Below are 18,085 nucleotides of genomic sequence, written 5' to 3' on the forward strand. Positions count from 1 at the left end.
TGAATCCCTCCTATTTTTACCCACCAATACATACCACCAACAAATAAAATTCTGCATCTTTCATGGCGTACTCTTGTTTTAGGATTTTTATACATTCTTTGGCTGTACTGCCTGTTGTATATATATCGTCAACAATAGCTACTCGCCTTAGCTGTGGTAATGTGAATTTCTGATTAATAGCAATACTTCCTTTAACATTTTTATTTCTTTGTTCTTTAGTGCATTCTGCCTGCGGCTTAGTATCTCTGGTTCTTAGTAAACAATCATATGTGGGAATGTCAGTAAGCAAAGTCATTTCTCTAGCCAAGTCCTTAGCTTGATTAAACCCTCTTTTTTTAGCCCTTGAAGGTGCTAGAGGCACCGGAATAAAAGCATCTAACTCTAATATAGCTGTAACCACCAAATCATTTACGAATAAATCAGCATAGCTTTTTGCATATCTTCTAATTCCACGATATTTCCATCTCAGGACAGCTTTTCTATAATGATCGCAGTACGGAAATAATCCTATAGTACGCTTTACTATGGAATCTTCTTCCTCTTTACAGCACAAGCAACCTTCGTTTTCTATCTTGTATGGCCTACCGCACCTATTGCATAAGTTTTCTTTTAATAAGTGACTATAACACCTGTCGCATAATACTTCTTTTGTTTCTGCAGAAAGTAACTTTCTGCATATCGTGCATTTATCAGGGTAAATAAGCTTTTTTAATCGTCCTAGGAATTCATCCATTAAAGACCTCCATCTCCCCCATTAGCATCATATAAGGTGTTACAACATGACTGCAAGGTGCTTAGCAAGACTTGAATAACGTTCTATTTCTTTATTGTTATCCACCATACGTTCCATAGTTTCAGTAAGTCCTACACCTACTACCATTTTTTTAGCACGAGTTACTGCTGTATATAATAAATTCCTATTAAGAAGCATAGGTGGCCCACTATGAATAGGTAAAATGACCACTGGATACTCGCTTCCTTGGGATTTATGGATGGTAATAGCATAAGCTAACTCTAGTTCATCTAATTGGTTAAACTCATATTCTACTACTTTTAAATCATCAAAAGTAACTACTAATAATTCTGCTTCTTCTTTAATACTGGTTATAATCCCACAATCTCCATTAAATACACCTGTTCCCTCGTCTATAGGCATACCACTTTTCCCTAATATTTTCCAAGGTGTGTTGTAATTATTTTTGATTTGCATCACTTTATCACCTTCTCTAAATAAGGTGCCTCTGTATTCTTTCTCAGGTTTCAATTGATGATGTGGATTCAAGGCTTCTTGAACAGCTTTATTAAGTTCGTTAACGCCAACTACTCCCTTACGCATAGGTGCCAAAATCTGAATATCTTTCAGGCTATCAAAGCCCTGGTATTTAGGCAATCTGGTTGTAATCAGCTCTATAATAGTCTCTTTAACTTCTTCTTGCATACTACGTTTCATATAGAAGAAATCTGTTCCTTTTTCATTACATATAGGATATTCACCTTTATTAATACGGTGAGCATTCATAACAATAGCACTCTTAGAAGCTTGTCTAAAAATCTGTACTAATCTTACTGTTGAAATCCTGCCACTTTTAATAATATCTTTCAAGACATTTCCTGCTCCTACAGACGGTAACTGGTCTGCATCTCCAATAAGTACTAAGCGTTGTCCTTCCACTACAGCTTTCATCAAAGCATGCATCAAAGTAATATCTACCATCGACATCTCATCTACTACAATAACATCCGCCTCTAATGGATTTTCTTCATTACGACTAAACATTTGCTTATTGGTATCTTCTCTCATGTAATTAATTTCTAAAAGTCTATGAATTGTCTGTGCTTCCATACCAGTGGCTTCACTCATGCGTTTAGCTGCTCTTCCAGTAGGTGCAGCTAAGAGCACATCTTCACCAGCTTTTTGTAGCATGTGTAAAATAGCATTAATCGTAGTAGTCTTTCCTGTTCCTGGCCCTCCTGTAATCACAGTCACACCTTGAGTAAGTACTTGTCTAACAGCTTCTTTTTGTTCTTCTACTAATTCAATTTTTAGTTCCTTTTGTGTATTAATCAGCTCTTTTTCTACATCTAACTGACTATCTGCTTGATACAGAGCAGCTAAATCAATAAGTTTTCTAGCTACAGCCTGTTCACTGTAATAAAGATATGAAAGGAATATGCAAGGTACCTCATCGTAATTCTTAATAATAATTTGTTTAGATAAGGTAAGTTCCAAAAGTGCATTTTCAAGTAATGGATGCTCATATTCATCTGCTTGTACATAATCATTATATTCATTTGGTAGTAATAGTTTCATGGCTTCCTCTAACAATTTATTTCTAGGGACATAAGTATGTCCATTAGCTGAAAAACTATTAAGTATATATAAAATACCTGTTTTTATACGATGAGGGTCATCTCTTGCTATCCCCACCTTAAAAGCAATCTCATCTGCTTTCTTAAAGCCAATACCAAATATATCATCCACTAAACGATACGGCGTATTCTTAACGACCTCTGTGGTCTTATCTTTATACTGCTTATATATTTTAATCGCATAAGTAGGTGTAATCCCATATTCTTGTAAAAATAGCATAGCACGTCTCAATTCATACTGGGTATGAAAAATTTCTCCGATTTCTTGTGCCTTTTTTTCACTAATGCCACTTACTTGAGCAAGTACAAGCGGTTCTTCCTCAATCATTCTAAAAGTATCTAACCCAAAATGCTTGACAATTTTCTTTGCTGTCTTGGCCCCTATGCCTTTAATAACACCAGAAGCTAGATATTTTTCCATTCCTTGTACCGTCTTAGGCATACTTCTCTCTAGCATTTCTACTCGTATTTGCCTTCCATATATGGGATGTGTGCTCCAGCTTCCTACAATTTTAACTTCTTCTCCGGCATAAATACCTGCCATTTCTCCCACGCAAGAAAGCTCTTCTCCTTCGTACTCTATGGTACAAACAGTATACCCATTTTCTGCATTTTGATAAATTATATCTTCTATTGTCGCTTCTAAAACCACTTGTTCGCTCAATTTATTCACCACTTTGCTTTCTTATCCATTTATCTTGTCCACAACTTTATTTAAAAAGTATAACATATCCACATTTAGGTCACAATGGCTTACTATTTTATGAAAATTATTGCCTATCTTCTTTTAACTCATACGCATTCAAATTAAATGTAGCATAAAAAATAGGAACCATATACTTAACGGTTCCTATTTTTACTTTGTAGCTTATTCGTTTTCTTACATTTGTTATTTTGTAATTTCACATACCAAGCCAAGTTCAGCAAGTTGGTCTACTGAAACATATGATACACCTTTTTTAACAATAGATTTGATAGGCATATTATTTAACTCTTTAATATAAGTTGTTTTTGCTTTACTATCATAACCTACTGTAAGTCCAACCTTAGCTAAAGTAGCTTTAAGAGGTACATATGTTACACCTTTTTCTACAATACAATCTTTTTGTGCTACTTCAATAACTTGACTAGGTGTAGTCATAGCCATAAGGTCTTCCATAGTGTATACTTTTACACTTGTTGGGAAAGTAATTGCTTTTTTATCTGCTTTTTTCACTTCTGATTTTTCAGCTACGCTAATATCAAATTTTTCTTTATCTACTGCTACTTTAATAGCGGCTGACATATCAGCTACATAGCTATCTTTATTGAATGTATAGCTTGCTTTTGCAGTACTACCAGTAACCATAGGTTTAATTATAGCTTTTGTTTCTGGTCCATAAATAGCTTTTGCTTGTGCAAGAGCTTCTTTGATTTGGTCATCTGTAAGACCCATTGCTTTATAAGTTTCTGTTAATGTAGCTGCTTGTGCATCAATAGCTTCTGCACAAAGATCAAAGAATGCATCTACTAATTGTGAATCTTTAAGTTCAACAGTATAAGTGTTATCTTTTTTGGTAACTGGAACCTCTACTTTAGAATTAGCATAAATATCAAAACCTTGACTTGATAGTTTCGTTATTTGCTCTTTGCTCATTCCTGACATTTCCATAGCACTTGTTAAATCAAGAGCTAAATAGTCTTTACTTACATCTACTAATGTTGATGGATCAACACCTGCCATAGCCGCTACATCTTTAATAAAGCTTGTACTTACATAGAACTTCATACCATCCATATAGAATTTAATAGGTGAAATTTTAAATGGTGCTTTTGTAACGTCAATCTTTTGACCAGAAAATTCAACATTCTTAATAGTCATAGTAGCTTCCATCTGTAAGTCTTTACTATTTGAATAACTTACAACTTCTGCATTTGCCTTAAATGATTCTCCTTGATAAGTAAAGCTTACGTCTAAATTACTTTTTGTCTCCATCGCTTCCCATGTAGAAACTGTCTTTAACTCATTAATTAGTTCTACACCTTGAGCATTACAACCTACCATAGTAAACATCATTACAAATGTTACCAATAAGGCTAATACTTTTTTCTTCATTACAAATCCCCTCCATAAACCAAATTAATAAAATATTTTTTTATTTATACAGAATACTATAGCACATTTAGATTTCGATACCACTAGAATTTATGATTAATTAATAATTGTAATGTAGTTGTAATATTAATTCTTGTTCATGCAAAAAGCGTTGCTACGATTTTTCCTCGTAACAACGCTTTTTTATTTTAATCACTCTCTTACTCTCTCATCTCACAATTCATATACTCTTCTAAAAGGCACTCTAGACAGCAGGATTCAACCAAAGCTTTCCTATACGGATTATATTCTAGTCGCCTACTTCTCTGCTGCAGCTTTTAATATTTCAGCTTTATCAGTTCTTTCCCATGGTAAATCCACATCAATACGACCAAAGTGTCCATAAGCTGCTGTTTGTTTGTAGATAGGTCTTCTAAGATCTAACATCTTAATAATACCTGCTGGTCTAAGGTCAAAGTTATTACGAACAAGTTCTACTAATACTTCATCACTAACAACACCTGTACCATGTGTATTTACGAGTACTGATACTGGCTGTGCTACACCAATAGCATATGCAAGCTCAATTTCACATTTTTTAGCAAGACCTGCTGCTACAATGTTTTTAGCTACGTATCTAGCTGCATAAGCTGCTGAACGGTCTACTTTAGTTGGATCTTTTCCAGAGAAAGCACCGCCACCATGACTTGCATAACCCCCGTAAGTGTCTACAATGATTTTACGTCCTGTAAGACCTGAGTCTCCTACTGGTCCACCAATTACGAAACGTCCGGTCGGATTAATAAAATATTTTGTATCTGCATCCAATAAGTTCTCTGGAACAATTGGTTTAATAACATATTCCATAATGTCTGCATGAATTTGTTCTTGGGTTACTTCTGCTGCGTGTTGCGTTGAAACAACGATTGCATCAACTCTTATTGGTGTATCTCCATCATACTCCACAGTAACTTGTGTTTTACCATCTGGTCTAAGATAATTTAAAGTACCATCTTTACGTACTTCTGATAAACGTTTTGATAATCTATGAGCAAGTGAAATTGGCATTGGCATAAGTTCTGGTGTTTCATCACAAGCAAAGCCAAACATCATTCCTTGATCCCCTGCGCCAATAGCTTCAATTGCATCATCTGTCATCTCACCTTTTTTAGCTTCTAAAGCTTTGTTGACACCCATAGCAATATCTGCTGATTGTTCATCAAGTGCTACAATTACACCACATGAGTGTCCGTCAAAACCATACTCTGGTGCGTTGTAACCAATTTCATTAATAGTGTCACGAACTGTTTTATTGATATCTACATAACAATTTGTTGTAATTTCTCCCATTACTAATACAAGACCTGTTGTAAGTGCTGTTTCACAAGCAACTCTTGCATTTGGATCTTGCGCAAAAATAGCATCTAAAACTGCATCAGAGATTTGGTCAGCAATTTTATCTGGATGCCCTTCTGTTACTGATTCTGAAGTAAATAATCTTTTTGCCATATCATAGCCTCCTTTAATTTTGTGTAAGACAGAAAACCATATAAAAAACCCCTCATTAAAAATGAGGGGTTAGCGTTCGCACAGTCATCCTCATCTTACGTAATAAATACGTGGGAATTGGCACCTTAGCTTTAAACTAGGTTGCCGGGTTTCATAGGGCCCTGTCCCTCCACCTCTCTGGATAAGAATTTTTATTCTATTTTCGATTTATTTTAACATTATTATTTTTTATTGTCAACAAGAGGAACATTTCTTAAACTTCCTCTTCGGTTTTGATAGCTTCATTAGCCATTGCTGCTTTATTTTCATCACTAATCTGCATTTGAGCAGCATATGTATTGGTCATTTGTTTATACATAGCATCAGAAAGACCGATGCCCCCTGCTTTAACCATTTCATCACATAAATTATTGATGTAAGTATCCTCAAACATAGATTCATAATCACCTTTAGCTATCAAACTATCCCCTGAAAGCATAGATGATTTCATTTGCTTAAACATCATGCTGAGCATATAACCTTCAAGTTCATCACAAGCTTCTTTTAGTTCTGTGTCATCTTTCTTTGCCATAGCTTCTGATAAAATAGCCTCAAAATCTTTTGTTCCTGCTGTATCAGCAGACTCCGTAGCTACTTGCTTTTGCAAATCTAATAGACTTGAAACCCCTGAAATTTCCATCTAGCTATCCTCCTTAGCTCTTAAGCTGATTAGCTTGTCCTAACATATCATCGGCTGCTTTAATAGCTGTTGAGTTAATTTCATAAGCTCTTTGAGCAATAATTAAGTTAACCATTTCCTGTGCTATTTGTACATTGGAACCTTCTAGGTAACCTGTACGAATCGTTGTTTTAGTTAAGCCATCATCATCAACCTCTGCTAAAGGCTCTCCGGAAGCTGGTGTTTCTTTATAAAGGTTATCTCCTACAGCCTCAAGTCCTGCTCTATTAGCAAATTGAACAATTCTTATTTGAGCTACATCCATTTCGAGTCCTGTCTCATCTAAATAATAAATATTTCCATCTTGCCCTATTTCAAGCTTATCCATAGGAATTTCTGTCCCTACTACAATAGACTCACCTTCTGTAGATAGTACTGGATGCCCATCGGCTGTAACTAACGCATAACTTCCTTCATCAGGAATCATAGCAAATCTAAAGCTACCATCCCTAGTATAAACCTCAGAACCATCTGTCTGACCAATAGCAAAAAAACCATTTCCAACTAAAGCAAGGTCTGATTCATTACCTGTTTCTTGAAGAATGCCATTTGTATAATCTCTAGAATTAGCTAGCGCACGTACACCATGCCCTACTTGTTTAACTGTAGGTGTCGCCTGTGCATTAGGATCATTAGCTTCTCCCATCGTTGTATAGAGCAAGCTTTTAAAGTTAGTTGTTTCTTTTTTATAAGCTGCTGTATTAACATTAGCCATGTTATTAGAAATGGTATCTACATTAAGTTGCTGGGCGGTCATACCTGAAGCCGCTGTATATAATGCTCTAATCATATTCTTCCTCCTATACTCTACCTAATTCATTAACAGCTTTACCAAGTAAACTATCTTGTACTTGAATCATTTTTTGATTTGTTTCATATGCTCTTGAAACGGTAATCATATCTACCATAGCAGTTACAGGATTAACATTGGCTGATTCTAAATAGCCCTGAATGAGCTGCCCTTCAAAAGGCAGCCTAGCCGCCGTACTACTATATAAGTTATTGTCCATTTTTGTTAATGCCCTACTGTCTTCAAATCTAGCTAATTCTAAGGTATCAATATACTGACCATCTAATGTTACTTCTCCTTGACTGCTAATCACTACATCTCCACCAGTGGCCAGAAATTCTTCGCCTAAAGTAATGGGACCATCTAATCCCATAACAGGATAGCCTTCTTTAGTCACTAAATCTCCATATTGATTAATAGAAAAATTACCATCTCTTGTGTAAGCTTCTCCATTTGGAGTTTGCACTACAAAAAAGCCATCTCCTTGAATAGCCACATCAACCATTTCCCCTGTTGAAATAACTGAACCTTGAGTAAAATCTGTATAGACCTCGTCAATCTTTGCCCCATAAGTAATATTACCTATTGGTCCATTATTAGGCACTTGGTTTTGAGTGTCATTTAATCTCGTCATTAATACTTCTTGAAAAGAAGAAACTACTGCAACATCTTTTTTATATCCAGTAGTCGTTGTATTAGCTAGATCATTAGAAATAATCTCTAACCTTTTTGCCTGTACATTCATACCTGTGGCAGCTGTATAAAGTCCTCTTACCATCTAAAGGCCTCCTTTTTTTAATCTCTTTCTCTTACTCCTTTAGCATATCTATATTCAACCCACATACCTGTTCCGATAGCTACACATGACATAGCATCATCTGCAATCACTGCATTTATTCCTGTCTCCTGCAAAATAAGCTGATCAAGACCTTGAATAAGACTTCCACCACCTGTAAGCACAATTCCCCTATCTGAAATATCAGAAGCTAATTCTGGTGGTGTTATTTCTAACACAGATCGGATACCATCAACAATACTTGTTACTGGTTCTTCTAAGGCCTGTCTAATTTCTTCTGAAGTTACTACCATATTTCTTGGTAATCCTGATACTAAATTACGACCTCTAATTTCTATTTCGGCTGGAACTTCTCTTTTAAATACACTTCCAACATTAATTTTTATCTCTTCTGCTGTTCTTTCTCCAATAAGAAGGCTATATTTCTTTCTCATATACTTAATAATAGTATCGTCAAACTCATCTCCGGCTATTTTTAAGGATTTTTTTACAACTGCTCCTCCTAATGAAATAACTGCTATATCCGTTGTTCCCCCACCTATGTCTACAATCATACTTCCACATGGACGCGAAATATCTATGCCTGCACCAATAGCTGCTGCAATAGGTTCCTCTATCGTATCAACATATCTGGCTCCTGCTTGTTTTGTAGCATCTTCTACCGCCTTTTTTTCCACCTCAGTAACACCACTAGGAACACATACTCCAATGCGTGGTTTTACAAGTCTGTGACCAATAGCTTTGTGAATAAAATACTTTAGCATTTGTTCTGTAGCGTCATAGTCTGATATAACACCTTGTCTAAGAGGCCTAACAGTAGTAATGCTCCCCGGTGTTCTGCCTAACATACGTCTTGCTTCTTCTCCTACAGCTATGACTTCCTTAGTCTTCTCCTTTATTGCTACCACCGATGGTTCTCTAAGGACAATGCCCTTCCCTTTCACATAAACAAGTACATAGGCAGTCCCTAAATCAATTCCGATATCCGCTCCCATTCCAAACATTTGAATTCTCCTTTGTTATAGTAAAATTGTATTTTAGGGTTCACTTCTTTTAGCATATTATAACATTAAAACTCTATTTTTTGCAAAAAATTAAAAAATAATTATAGCACCTCAAAATGAGGTGCTATGTATTAAAATTATTTAATTAAGCTAGAATATTTTTCTTTTGTAGCCAAGCCACCTCTTAGGTGTCTTTCTGCCTTATTTAGTTCTAAAACCTTCCTTGCCTCATTGGCAAGTTTAGGATTAATCTTCTCTAGTCTTTCTGTTACATCTTTATGAACCGTACTTTTACTAATCCCAAACTTCTTTGCAGTTTCCCTTACAGTAGCATTAGAATTAATAATAAACTTTGCTGACTCTATGGCTCTTTCTTCTATATAGGCTTTCAAGAAAAGGCCCCCCTTAACTCTGGCTCTTGATTTAATCTTATGCGAGGCCCTTCCTACTTATTACAAATAAATTAAGCTTTTTGCTAGGAAATTATACAACTTATTATTTTCATTTAAAATACGTCTCAGTAGGACAAGATTATCACCCTTTCTAGCTTTTTTGCTTTCTTTATAAGAATACTAGCTATATCTTAAATAACTAACAATCTTCTGTTTTAAATTTTAATTTTGTAAATTATATAAAATATATTGAATTTTTATTGATTAAAATTGTATAATCACTATATATATTTTAGTAAACATTCTATGTTTATTGTAATATATACAAAAATTCTAAGGGGGTAAAATATGAAACGTAAAAGAAGTATCAGAAAATGTACTAGTTTATTAGCTGCAATGTGTATGTTGTTTTCACTATTGTTTGGTAACGTTTCCACATTAGGAGCTAACAATTCACTAACTGTACATTTCAAAAGCACTTGGGGAAGTAGCTACATCTATTACTGGCAAACTAATCCATCTACCACTACAGTTAATTGGCCCGGCGTACCTATGCAAAATGATGGTAATAACTGGTATTCTTATGTCTTAGATGTATCTAGTGCTAATTTAATTATTAATAATGCTAAAGGTTCACAAACAGCAGACCTTTCAAGAACATCTGGTGAATGGTGGTATATGAATGGTGTTTGGACAGATTATAATCCTGAAGCTCCTTGTGATTCCCAAATAGTTGTTCATTTAAAGAGTGTTTTGTCTTCTCCATATATTTATTATTGGGGAGCTAGCCCTAGTTTACCCGGTGTAAGTTGGCCTGGTGTATCTATGGCTAAGGAAGATAATAATTGGTATACGTATACATTAAATGCCAATTCTACAAATTTAATCTTTAGCAACAAGGGTAGTAATCAAACTAAAGATCTTAATTTGACTAAAGGTAACTGGTGGTATATGAATGGTACTTGGTACGACACTAATCCTGAACCAATTCCTACACCTACTCCTACTCCTACTCCTACTCCTACCCCTACTCCTACCCCTACTCCTACCCCTACTCCTACCCCTACTCCTACCCCTACTCCTACCCTAGATACTATCAAAGTTCATTATAAGAGTAATTCTCCAGCTACACTGTATTACTGGAAAGCAACTCCTACTTTAGCCACGGTAAAATGGCCTGGAGTAAGTATGACTAGTGAAGGTAATGACTGGTATGGCTATGAACTCAATACCTCTAGCACTAATTTAATCTTTAGCAATAACGGCAGTAGCCAAACTGCTGACTTATCACAAACCAAAGGTGAATGGTGGTATAAGGCAGGCAAATGGTATGACCATAATCCTGATAATGACCCAGAAAATCCTCCTGATCCAGAACCTCCTTATGAGTCACCTGATCCAGTTGAATTTAACTATGGCAATAGTGACTTTAGAGATGAAACAATCTATTTTGTCATGACTAGTAGATTTTACGATGGTGACTCAAGCAATAATATCCATTGCTGGGATGATAAAAAAGCGGGAAATCCTGATTCTGACCCTGCATGGCGTGGAGACTTTAAAGGTCTTATCGAAAAACTAGATTATATTAAAGCCTTAGGTTTTAGTGCCATTTGGATTACACCTGTTGTTGAAAATGCTAGTGGTTATGATTATCACGGCTATCATGCTATAGATCATAGTGAGGTAGATAGTCGATATGAGTCTACTGGGGCTACTTATCAAGATTTGATTAATGCTTGTCACGAAAAAGGTCTTAAAATCATTCAAGATGTTGTTTGGAATCATACTGGTAATTTTGGTGAGGAAAATATCTATCCTCTCTTTACTAAACAAGGAGATTTAAGCTCTTCTGATTGTCTAGTTGATATCTCAGATGGTAAATTACCTGCTAACTATGATGACTTAACACCTGAGGCTCAGTATCAAGCAAGACTGAATGCCATGAAAACTGATGAAGAAGATACTAACAAGATTTATCATCACGAAAAATCTTTATCTTGGGAAGGTTATACCGTTCAAACAGGACAAATTGCTGGTGACTGTGTAGACCTAAATACCGAGAACCTTACTGTTAGTAATTATTTAGTAGATTCCTATTCTAAATATATTGAAATGGGTGTAGATGGTTTCAGATTAGATACCGTTAAACATATTTCTAGATTAACATTAAACAATAATTTTATTCCACAGCTATTATCTACTGCTAAACAAAGTGGTAACAATGATTTCTTTATGTTTGGTGAAGTATGTACTAGATATCGCCAAGTATGGAACAGTAATATTCCTAACGTCTCTGCTCCATTTTACACTTGGCAGGATTCCAAGGATTATGCCTGGGATACCTTAGCAGAGAGAGTAAACTCTACTTCTGCTTTTTGGAATGATAATATGAATCCTAGTAGCCAGCCAACTAGTACTAACCACCTGTTGCAAGGAAATTCTTACCATACACCTAATTGGAATGAGCGTAGTGGCTTAGATGTTATCGATTTCCCTATGCACTGGAATTTTGGTAACGCTTCCGATGCTTTTAATGTCGCTGTAAGTGGAGATCAATATTATAATGATGCAACCTTTAATGTAACTTACGTTGACTCTCACGATTATGCTCCTGATAATGCACCTGAAAATAAACGTTTCTCTGGCAGCCAGGATACTTGGGCTGAAAATTTAAATTTAATGTTTACTTTTAGAGGCATCCCAACCATTTACTATGGTAGTGAAATTGAATTTATGAAGGGTGCTCCTATTGATGTAGGTCCTAATGCGCCTCTTAGTACTACTGGAAGAGCTTATTTTGGAGATTATATTGAGGGTGATGTAAATGTAACTGACTTTGGTGTTTATAGTTCTGCTAGTGGAAAAATGGCTGAAACCTTAAACCACCCATTATCAAAACATATTCAACGTTTAAATATTATTAGAAGATCTATTCCTGCTCTTCAAAAGGGCCAATATAGTGTTCAAGATATTAGTGGTAATATGGCTTTTAAACGAGCTTATCAAGATGCTGATACCTATTCATTTGCACTTATTGCTTTGTCTAGTCAAGCTACCTTTAACAACATTCCAAATGGAAAATATATTGAAGTTATCACTGGTAAAACGATTAATGTAACCAACGGAAAATTAGTATCTGATTCTATTTCAAAAGCAAATATGCGAGTTTATGTATTAGATACTACTAGCAATACTGTAAAAGGTAAATTAGGTACAGATGGTACTTACCTTCGTTAATTAACCATCTTCTGCTATAAATGAATAAACTCTTCCTTAACTGATGACTCTTAGGGGCAACAGTTAAGGAAGAGTTCTTTATTTATTGTACAATTTTACCTTGTGTCTTTAAATCTACTAGTACATTACTTACTATCTTATTGAGCTTTTTATCATATACAATAATATTCATATTACCTCTACTAGTAAAATAATTATGGTCCTTATAATCTATATTACTAAGTGTATATCTTTCTTGATCATTATAAGCCACTTCAATAGGTAATCCTAAGTCTCTTATTGCATCATTTAGAGCTTCTCTGTCTACTTCATAAGGTATTTCTCCATCTTTCATTATAGCTATGTAATGTCCTTTTAACTTTTCTTTTTGTAGTAAGCCAAAGTCTTGACACACCTTTAAGCTTTCCTCTGAGACAGTATCTAGCGAAACATTTGAAACGGTAGTGAATAATACCACATAATCTTCTGCTTTTACAGCTTCTACATAATCCTTTAAGTTCACTATATTTCTGAGCTCATAGGCTTTTTCCCATCTTTCATTTATTTGCACAGCTTGATCCCATGTTTCTTTATAGCTTACTTTGTTTCTCTTATCTTCTAACTGAAACTCATCTGCTAAGTAAGCACTAAAATGCTTACTTACTTTCTTGGCACCTAGTAAATTAACATGATTCTCATCATAGAAATCTTTACTTAAATCCAGTCCTACTTCTTTATAAAGCATATTATAGTCAATAAAATGAATATTGTTCTCCTTTGCAATAGCTTCTACAGCATTATAGTAGGCCTTTTGCTCTTTTGTAGCATTAGAAGGTGCTTTATAAAGTACGAGTTCAAAGCCTTTCTTTTTAGATAATTCTATGATTTTCATAAGATATTCTTTGGTCTTATCACTCATATCCTGAACCTCTGTCACCTCTTCTAGACTTTGTCTTCTATCTATAGGTGTAGTAGGGTATAAACAAACATATCCTTTTAATGGATCTTGCTTCGTACGATAGCTCCAGTCAAAATCTTCCTTGGTTAACTCTTTCCAGCGCCCATGATATTTAATCAAATTCACATAATAAGAAGCCCGCTCTTCTTTTGGCACACTTGCCTCTATCATTTGTGCTTTGTTATAAGAAAAATCTAGTAAGTCAATAGCTGCTCTATTAACACTTTCTTCTTCATATTCTTCTAAAAAATCACTTCTATAGATATCAAGTACTACTACTTTAGGTTTTTGATATTTGAGCGCTTCTCTCATATAATAATAAGAAATCCAAAAAGGCTGTTTTTGTGTTGCTAATATGTAGGATGGGATGCCTTGTTCTTCCCAAACAACAACTGGGTTAATACTAGTATACATATGACTTGAGCCAAAGTACATGACATCAACACTATCTTTTTCTTCATTTTTAATCCCCTCTACTTTTCTAGTCATATCCCATGGTTCCTCTAACTGTTTCATTTGAAAGACCCTTGTAGTACCACTAAAAACCATTCCAAATATCAGGATACAAGCTAGTAATTCTATCGCCCCTTTTTGCATCTGTTTCACTCCTATCCTCTACTAAAATTGAAAATAAATAAACTGACTCGCTGCATAACCTGGGCCATATACACCAAAAATCAATATACCAAGAATGATTACCATAAACACTGCCCAAGTAAATACACAGTGTTCTTTAGCAATAGCTTCTTCAAAATCGAAGTGCTTGCCTACTAGTTCTACTCCAATCATAAGGATAATAGAAATCATCATAACTCCAAAATCCTTTTGATCTAAACCTAGTTGATATAAGCTTTGATCAAAGAATATCCACGGATTAAAACTACTAAACATTTGCTTAATGATTCCAAGTGCACTTGTTAAATCAGCTGTTCTAAAGAAGATCCAAGCAAAATCTACTAAAATAAAAGTAGTTAATACTTGTAAGGATTTATAAGAAAACTTTTCTTTGCTTAACCCGAAAAACCTAGCCACTCTTTGTCTAACTGGTGTTATGATATCTCCTACAACTTGATACATACCATGTAGGCCTCCCCAAATAATGTAGTTCCAGCCACTTCCATGCCATATACCACTTACTAAAAAAGTAATCATAATATTTCTATATCGTTTAAGTCTATTGCAGCGACTACCACCTAGAGGTATGTACAAATAATCTTTAAACCAACCACTAAGAGAAATATGCCATCTACGCCAAAATTCTTTAATTGATTTAGCAAAATACGGTGTATCAAAGTTCTGCATCAATTCAAAGCCCATGATTTTAGCAGCGCCAATAGCAATATAAGTATAACCTGCAAAATCACAATATATTTGAATACTAAATAATACTGTTGCTAACGCAATCTCAAAGCCTGCATAAGCTTCATAATTGCCATAAACCTGATTCACTAGAATTGCTACACGATCAGCAATAACTACCTTTTGGAAGAACCCCCATAGCATCAGCACAAAGCCTCGTTTAGCCCTTTCTAAATCAAAGGTATGCTTTTCATAAAACTGTCTTAACAAATTACCTGAACGCTCAATAGGTCCAGCTACAAGCTGTGGAAAGAAGGAAATAAATAAAGCATACTTTCCTAAATGCATTTCTGCTTTAATGTCTCTTCTATAAACATCCATGGTATACCCAATAGCTTGGAAAGTATAAAAAGAGATACCTACTGGTAACATAACATCAAAATAAGGTACTTGCATATTAATAGCGAAATGTTCCATGACTCTATTAATATTGTCTCCTAAAAAATTGTAGTACTTATAGAAAAATAAAATGGAAAAGTTAATAACTAGACTTAGTATTAACCAAGTCTTTCTAAGCCGTATACGCTTTTCCTCATCTTCTATACGTTCCGTACTTTGCAATAAAACCCCACACAAGTATGTAATAAAAGTAGATGTGGCAATAAGTAATGCATATACTGGATTCCAGCTCATATAGAAATAGTAACTAGCAATCAGTAGCCAAATCCATCTCCATTTGTAAGGAATTATAAAATACCCTAATGTAACAAGGGGGAAAAAGATTAAAAAACTAATAGAATTAAATAACATATTTTACCCTCTAATATTATTTTTTATAATGTATAATCTTGAAATCAATCCTATTTTATCATCTTTAAACAAAATATACTATATTTTTAAAACTCTTATACTTTTATCCGATTTGTAGCAATCAAATACATTCCGCAATACTATTTAATATAAAATAAAACAGGAGATGGCATAGCATCTCCTGTTTTATTTTATATCATTGTTATTTTGTAGCAAAGCCAACATCCACGCTGTCTGTTTTCACGCTAGCTGTTTCTTCACTGTCTTTTAAGAAATCCATAGGACTAACAACTTTGTCATTATGCTTTACTTGTAAGTAGAGATTATCACCTACATTAATGAATGCACCTTTAGGTGTACCAATTGTACCTAGTACATCCCCTTCATTAACAACTTGGCCTAAAAGATCTTCATTTACTGTTCCACCTTGGAAACCATATACACTTACATAACCATTACCATGATCGATAACCATTGTCTTTCCTACATAAGGCATACCTGGCTCTAAAATACTAGATGAATCATCTACAATCTTAACAATTGTACCTTTGGCTATAGCCTTTACTTCTGTATTTTCATTAGCTGCAATACAAATACCAAAGGTACGCATGGTTTGATTAAGTGATTCACTAAACCAATATTTTGTAGCCTCATCTGTATAAGGTACAACAATCTTACCTTCTACTGGCCAACTAAAGTTATCCCCATCAGCAAAGAAAGGTTCCTCTGTTACTGATGCTGTAGTAGATTCAAAGGTTTCTGTCTTAACCTCTGGTTTTACTTCATCCTTTGCTGTTGTATTATTAGTAACCTCTTCTGAAGCTTTTGTTTCATCTTCTTGAACTGTGGCTTCATTTTGTGTAACCTTATCTGTTTGGTCAAGTTCATCTTCTTCATCAATAATAACATTATTGGGAAGATCTCCTTGAAGCATTCCGTCTGTTTTCTCATTTTTTGCATAAGGATTCGCTTCATTTTTAACATTGCCTTCTTGACTTGGTAATACGAAGATGGCTACAAGTGCACCTACAGAAATCACACTAACGGCTACATAAAAACCATACTTCTTTAGAAATTGTCCTAATTTTTTAATTTTCATAATTAACACCTCCGACATCCTAATTATCGCCAGAGATTCCCATTATTATTCAATCTTTCTAAATATTTTAATTCATATTTTAATTTTGAATCTCGTATTTTTCTATCATCACATCTGTATAGTAATATTTGATAATATCCTTATAATTCATACCTTGTTTAGCTAGTTCATTGGCACCATTTTGACTAAGCCCTATCCCTTGACCTATGCCCCTCACATCAAAAATCAATTCATCTTCAGAAGCATACACCTTAAAGCAGCTAGATGGTAAATCTAATAACTCCTTAATTTCTTCCCCTTTAAGAGTTACATTTCCAACTTGAATACTTTTTACATAGTCTGCTTCATCTTTCTCAATGATTTGTATTTGATTTTCTAAGGTACCTATATCTACTATCAATTCTGGATATTTCGTTTTGATAAGTTCTGTTGTTTTTCCTTTCGCCAATCTGACTTGTTTACTAATATGATCTACTTTGCTATCCACACTTTGCAGATATGGAATGTCTTTATTATAAATACTTGCTGCATTCCTTGTTTTCCCTGCACTGGCACTATGATATAAAGCCTCTATAGGTTGATTATCATAAAAAATCATCTCATAATACGTACTTTCCACAGCTGCCTTATAAATAGCATAATTTTTATCATAATCATCTTGCCAGATAGCCTTCATTTCTTCTACCGAATAACCTTTAAGAGCTCCTTTACTTTGAATACCTAGAATACGTCTTGCCATATAAGTCCTAGTCACTACAGCTTGTACCTTGATAGCTTCTTCTTCATAAGTATAAGGAATCTCTTTAGCTAATATACCTATTAGTGTTTCTTCATTTATAATATCTAGAGATGCTCCATGAGTTTCCTCCCCATTAGCATCTTCAATAGTTTTTAATAGTTTCCCTGTATCATACCCACTGGCATATACAATAATCATAGGGATTAAAAACAAACATAATCCTATAATAGCAGCTGACTTAAGATATTCTTTCACAGTAGTCCCTCCCTCACTATCTAAAATAAAAATCTGCTTATACAAGTATATGA

14 protein-coding genes and 1 riboswitch are annotated in these 18,085 nt (G+C 34.6%); of the genes, 1 reads left to right on the forward strand and 13 read right to left on the reverse strand.

Annotated elements, in window-relative coordinates:
• Positions 1 to 16: 16 nt before the first annotated feature.
• The 9 genes from EKH84_RS21540 to spoIIID all read right to left on the reverse strand — a co-directional run bounded on the left by EKH84_RS21540 (position 17) and on the right by spoIIID (position 9,653).
• Positions 17 to 733, reverse strand: coding sequence for a ComF family protein (locus tag EKH84_RS21540; RefSeq protein ID WP_127067880.1), 717 nt, complete (start codon positions 731 to 733; stop codon positions 17 to 19).
• 39 nt (positions 734 to 772) lie between these two features.
• A complete protein-coding gene (recD2, locus tag EKH84_RS21545; protein ID WP_243118624.1) occupies positions 773 to 3,034 on the reverse strand; it encodes an SF1B family DNA helicase RecD2 in 2,262 nt (753 codons plus the stop codon).
• Positions 3,035 to 3,259: 225 nt separating this feature from the next.
• Entirely contained in the window at positions 3,260 to 4,465 is a 1,206-nt protein-coding gene (locus tag EKH84_RS21550) for a hypothetical protein (protein WP_127067881.1), read from the reverse strand.
• A 297-nt stretch (positions 4,466 to 4,762) separates the two neighbouring features.
• Complete coding sequence (gene metK / locus EKH84_RS21555; RefSeq protein WP_127067882.1) at positions 4,763 to 5,953, reverse strand: methionine adenosyltransferase; 1,191 nt, start codon at positions 5,951 to 5,953, stop codon at positions 4,763 to 4,765.
• 87 nt (positions 5,954 to 6,040) lie between these two features.
• A riboswitch (SAM riboswitch) is annotated at positions 6,041 to 6,141 on the reverse strand.
• A 65-nt stretch (positions 6,142 to 6,206) separates the two neighbouring features.
• Positions 6,207 to 6,632, reverse strand: a complete 426-nt coding sequence (locus EKH84_RS21560; protein WP_127067883.1) for a rod-binding protein — start codon at positions 6,630 to 6,632, stop codon at positions 6,207 to 6,209.
• Between the two features lie 13 nt (positions 6,633 to 6,645).
• On the reverse strand, positions 6,646 to 7,461 hold the full coding sequence (locus tag EKH84_RS21565) for a flagellar hook-basal body protein (RefSeq protein WP_127067884.1): 816 nt from the start codon (positions 7,459 to 7,461) through the stop codon (positions 6,646 to 6,648).
• Between the two features lie 10 nt (positions 7,462 to 7,471).
• The gene (gene flgF / locus EKH84_RS21570) at positions 7,472 to 8,239 is read right to left on the reverse strand and encodes a flagellar basal-body rod protein FlgF (RefSeq protein WP_127067885.1); all 768 of its coding nucleotides are present in this window, start codon (positions 8,237 to 8,239) and stop codon (positions 7,472 to 7,474) included.
• A 17-nt stretch (positions 8,240 to 8,256) separates the two neighbouring features.
• The gene (locus EKH84_RS21575; RefSeq protein WP_127067886.1) at positions 8,257 to 9,261 is read right to left on the reverse strand and encodes a rod shape-determining protein; all 1,005 of its coding nucleotides are present in this window, start codon (positions 9,259 to 9,261) and stop codon (positions 8,257 to 8,259) included.
• Positions 9,262 to 9,398: 137 nt separating this feature from the next.
• Positions 9,399 to 9,653 carry a sporulation transcriptional regulator SpoIIID gene (spoIIID, locus tag EKH84_RS21580; protein WP_013658567.1) on the reverse strand — a complete coding sequence of 85 codons (255 nt, stop codon included), beginning with the start codon at positions 9,651 to 9,653 and terminating at the stop codon, positions 9,399 to 9,401.
• A 348-nt stretch (positions 9,654 to 10,001) separates the two neighbouring features.
• On the opposite strand from spoIIID, the gene EKH84_RS21585 reads away from it, so the two are divergent.
• Entirely contained in the window at positions 10,002 to 12,893 is a 2,892-nt protein-coding gene (locus EKH84_RS21585; protein WP_127067887.1) for a starch-binding protein, read from the forward strand.
• 82 nt (positions 12,894 to 12,975) lie between these two features.
• Here EKH84_RS21585 and EKH84_RS21590 read toward each other — a convergent pair whose 3' ends face one another.
• The 4 genes from EKH84_RS21590 to EKH84_RS21605 form a co-directional block, all read right to left on the reverse strand.
• Positions 12,976 to 14,436 (reverse strand): hypothetical protein, encoded by a 1,461-nt coding sequence (locus EKH84_RS21590; RefSeq protein WP_127067888.1) that lies wholly within the window; start codon positions 14,434 to 14,436, stop codon positions 12,976 to 12,978.
• Positions 14,437 to 14,448: 12 nt separating this feature from the next.
• Positions 14,449 to 15,939, reverse strand: a complete 1,491-nt coding sequence (locus tag EKH84_RS21595) for an MBOAT family O-acyltransferase (protein ID WP_127067889.1) — start codon at positions 15,937 to 15,939, stop codon at positions 14,449 to 14,451.
• 202 nt (positions 15,940 to 16,141) lie between these two features.
• Positions 16,142 to 17,038, reverse strand: coding sequence for a M23 family metallopeptidase (locus EKH84_RS21600; RefSeq protein ID WP_190283426.1), 897 nt, complete (start codon positions 17,036 to 17,038; stop codon positions 16,142 to 16,144).
• A gap of 79 nt (positions 17,039 to 17,117) precedes the next feature.
• On the reverse strand, positions 17,118 to 18,032 hold the full coding sequence (locus EKH84_RS21605; protein ID WP_127067891.1) for a SpoIID/LytB domain-containing protein: 915 nt from the start codon (positions 18,030 to 18,032) through the stop codon (positions 17,118 to 17,120).
• Between the last annotated feature and the right edge of the window lie 53 nt (positions 18,033 to 18,085).

This window comes from Cellulosilyticum sp. WCF-2, from assembly GCF_003990395.1.
Taxonomy (GTDB): Bacteria; Bacillota; Clostridia; order Lachnospirales; family Cellulosilyticaceae; genus Cellulosilyticum; species Cellulosilyticum lentocellum.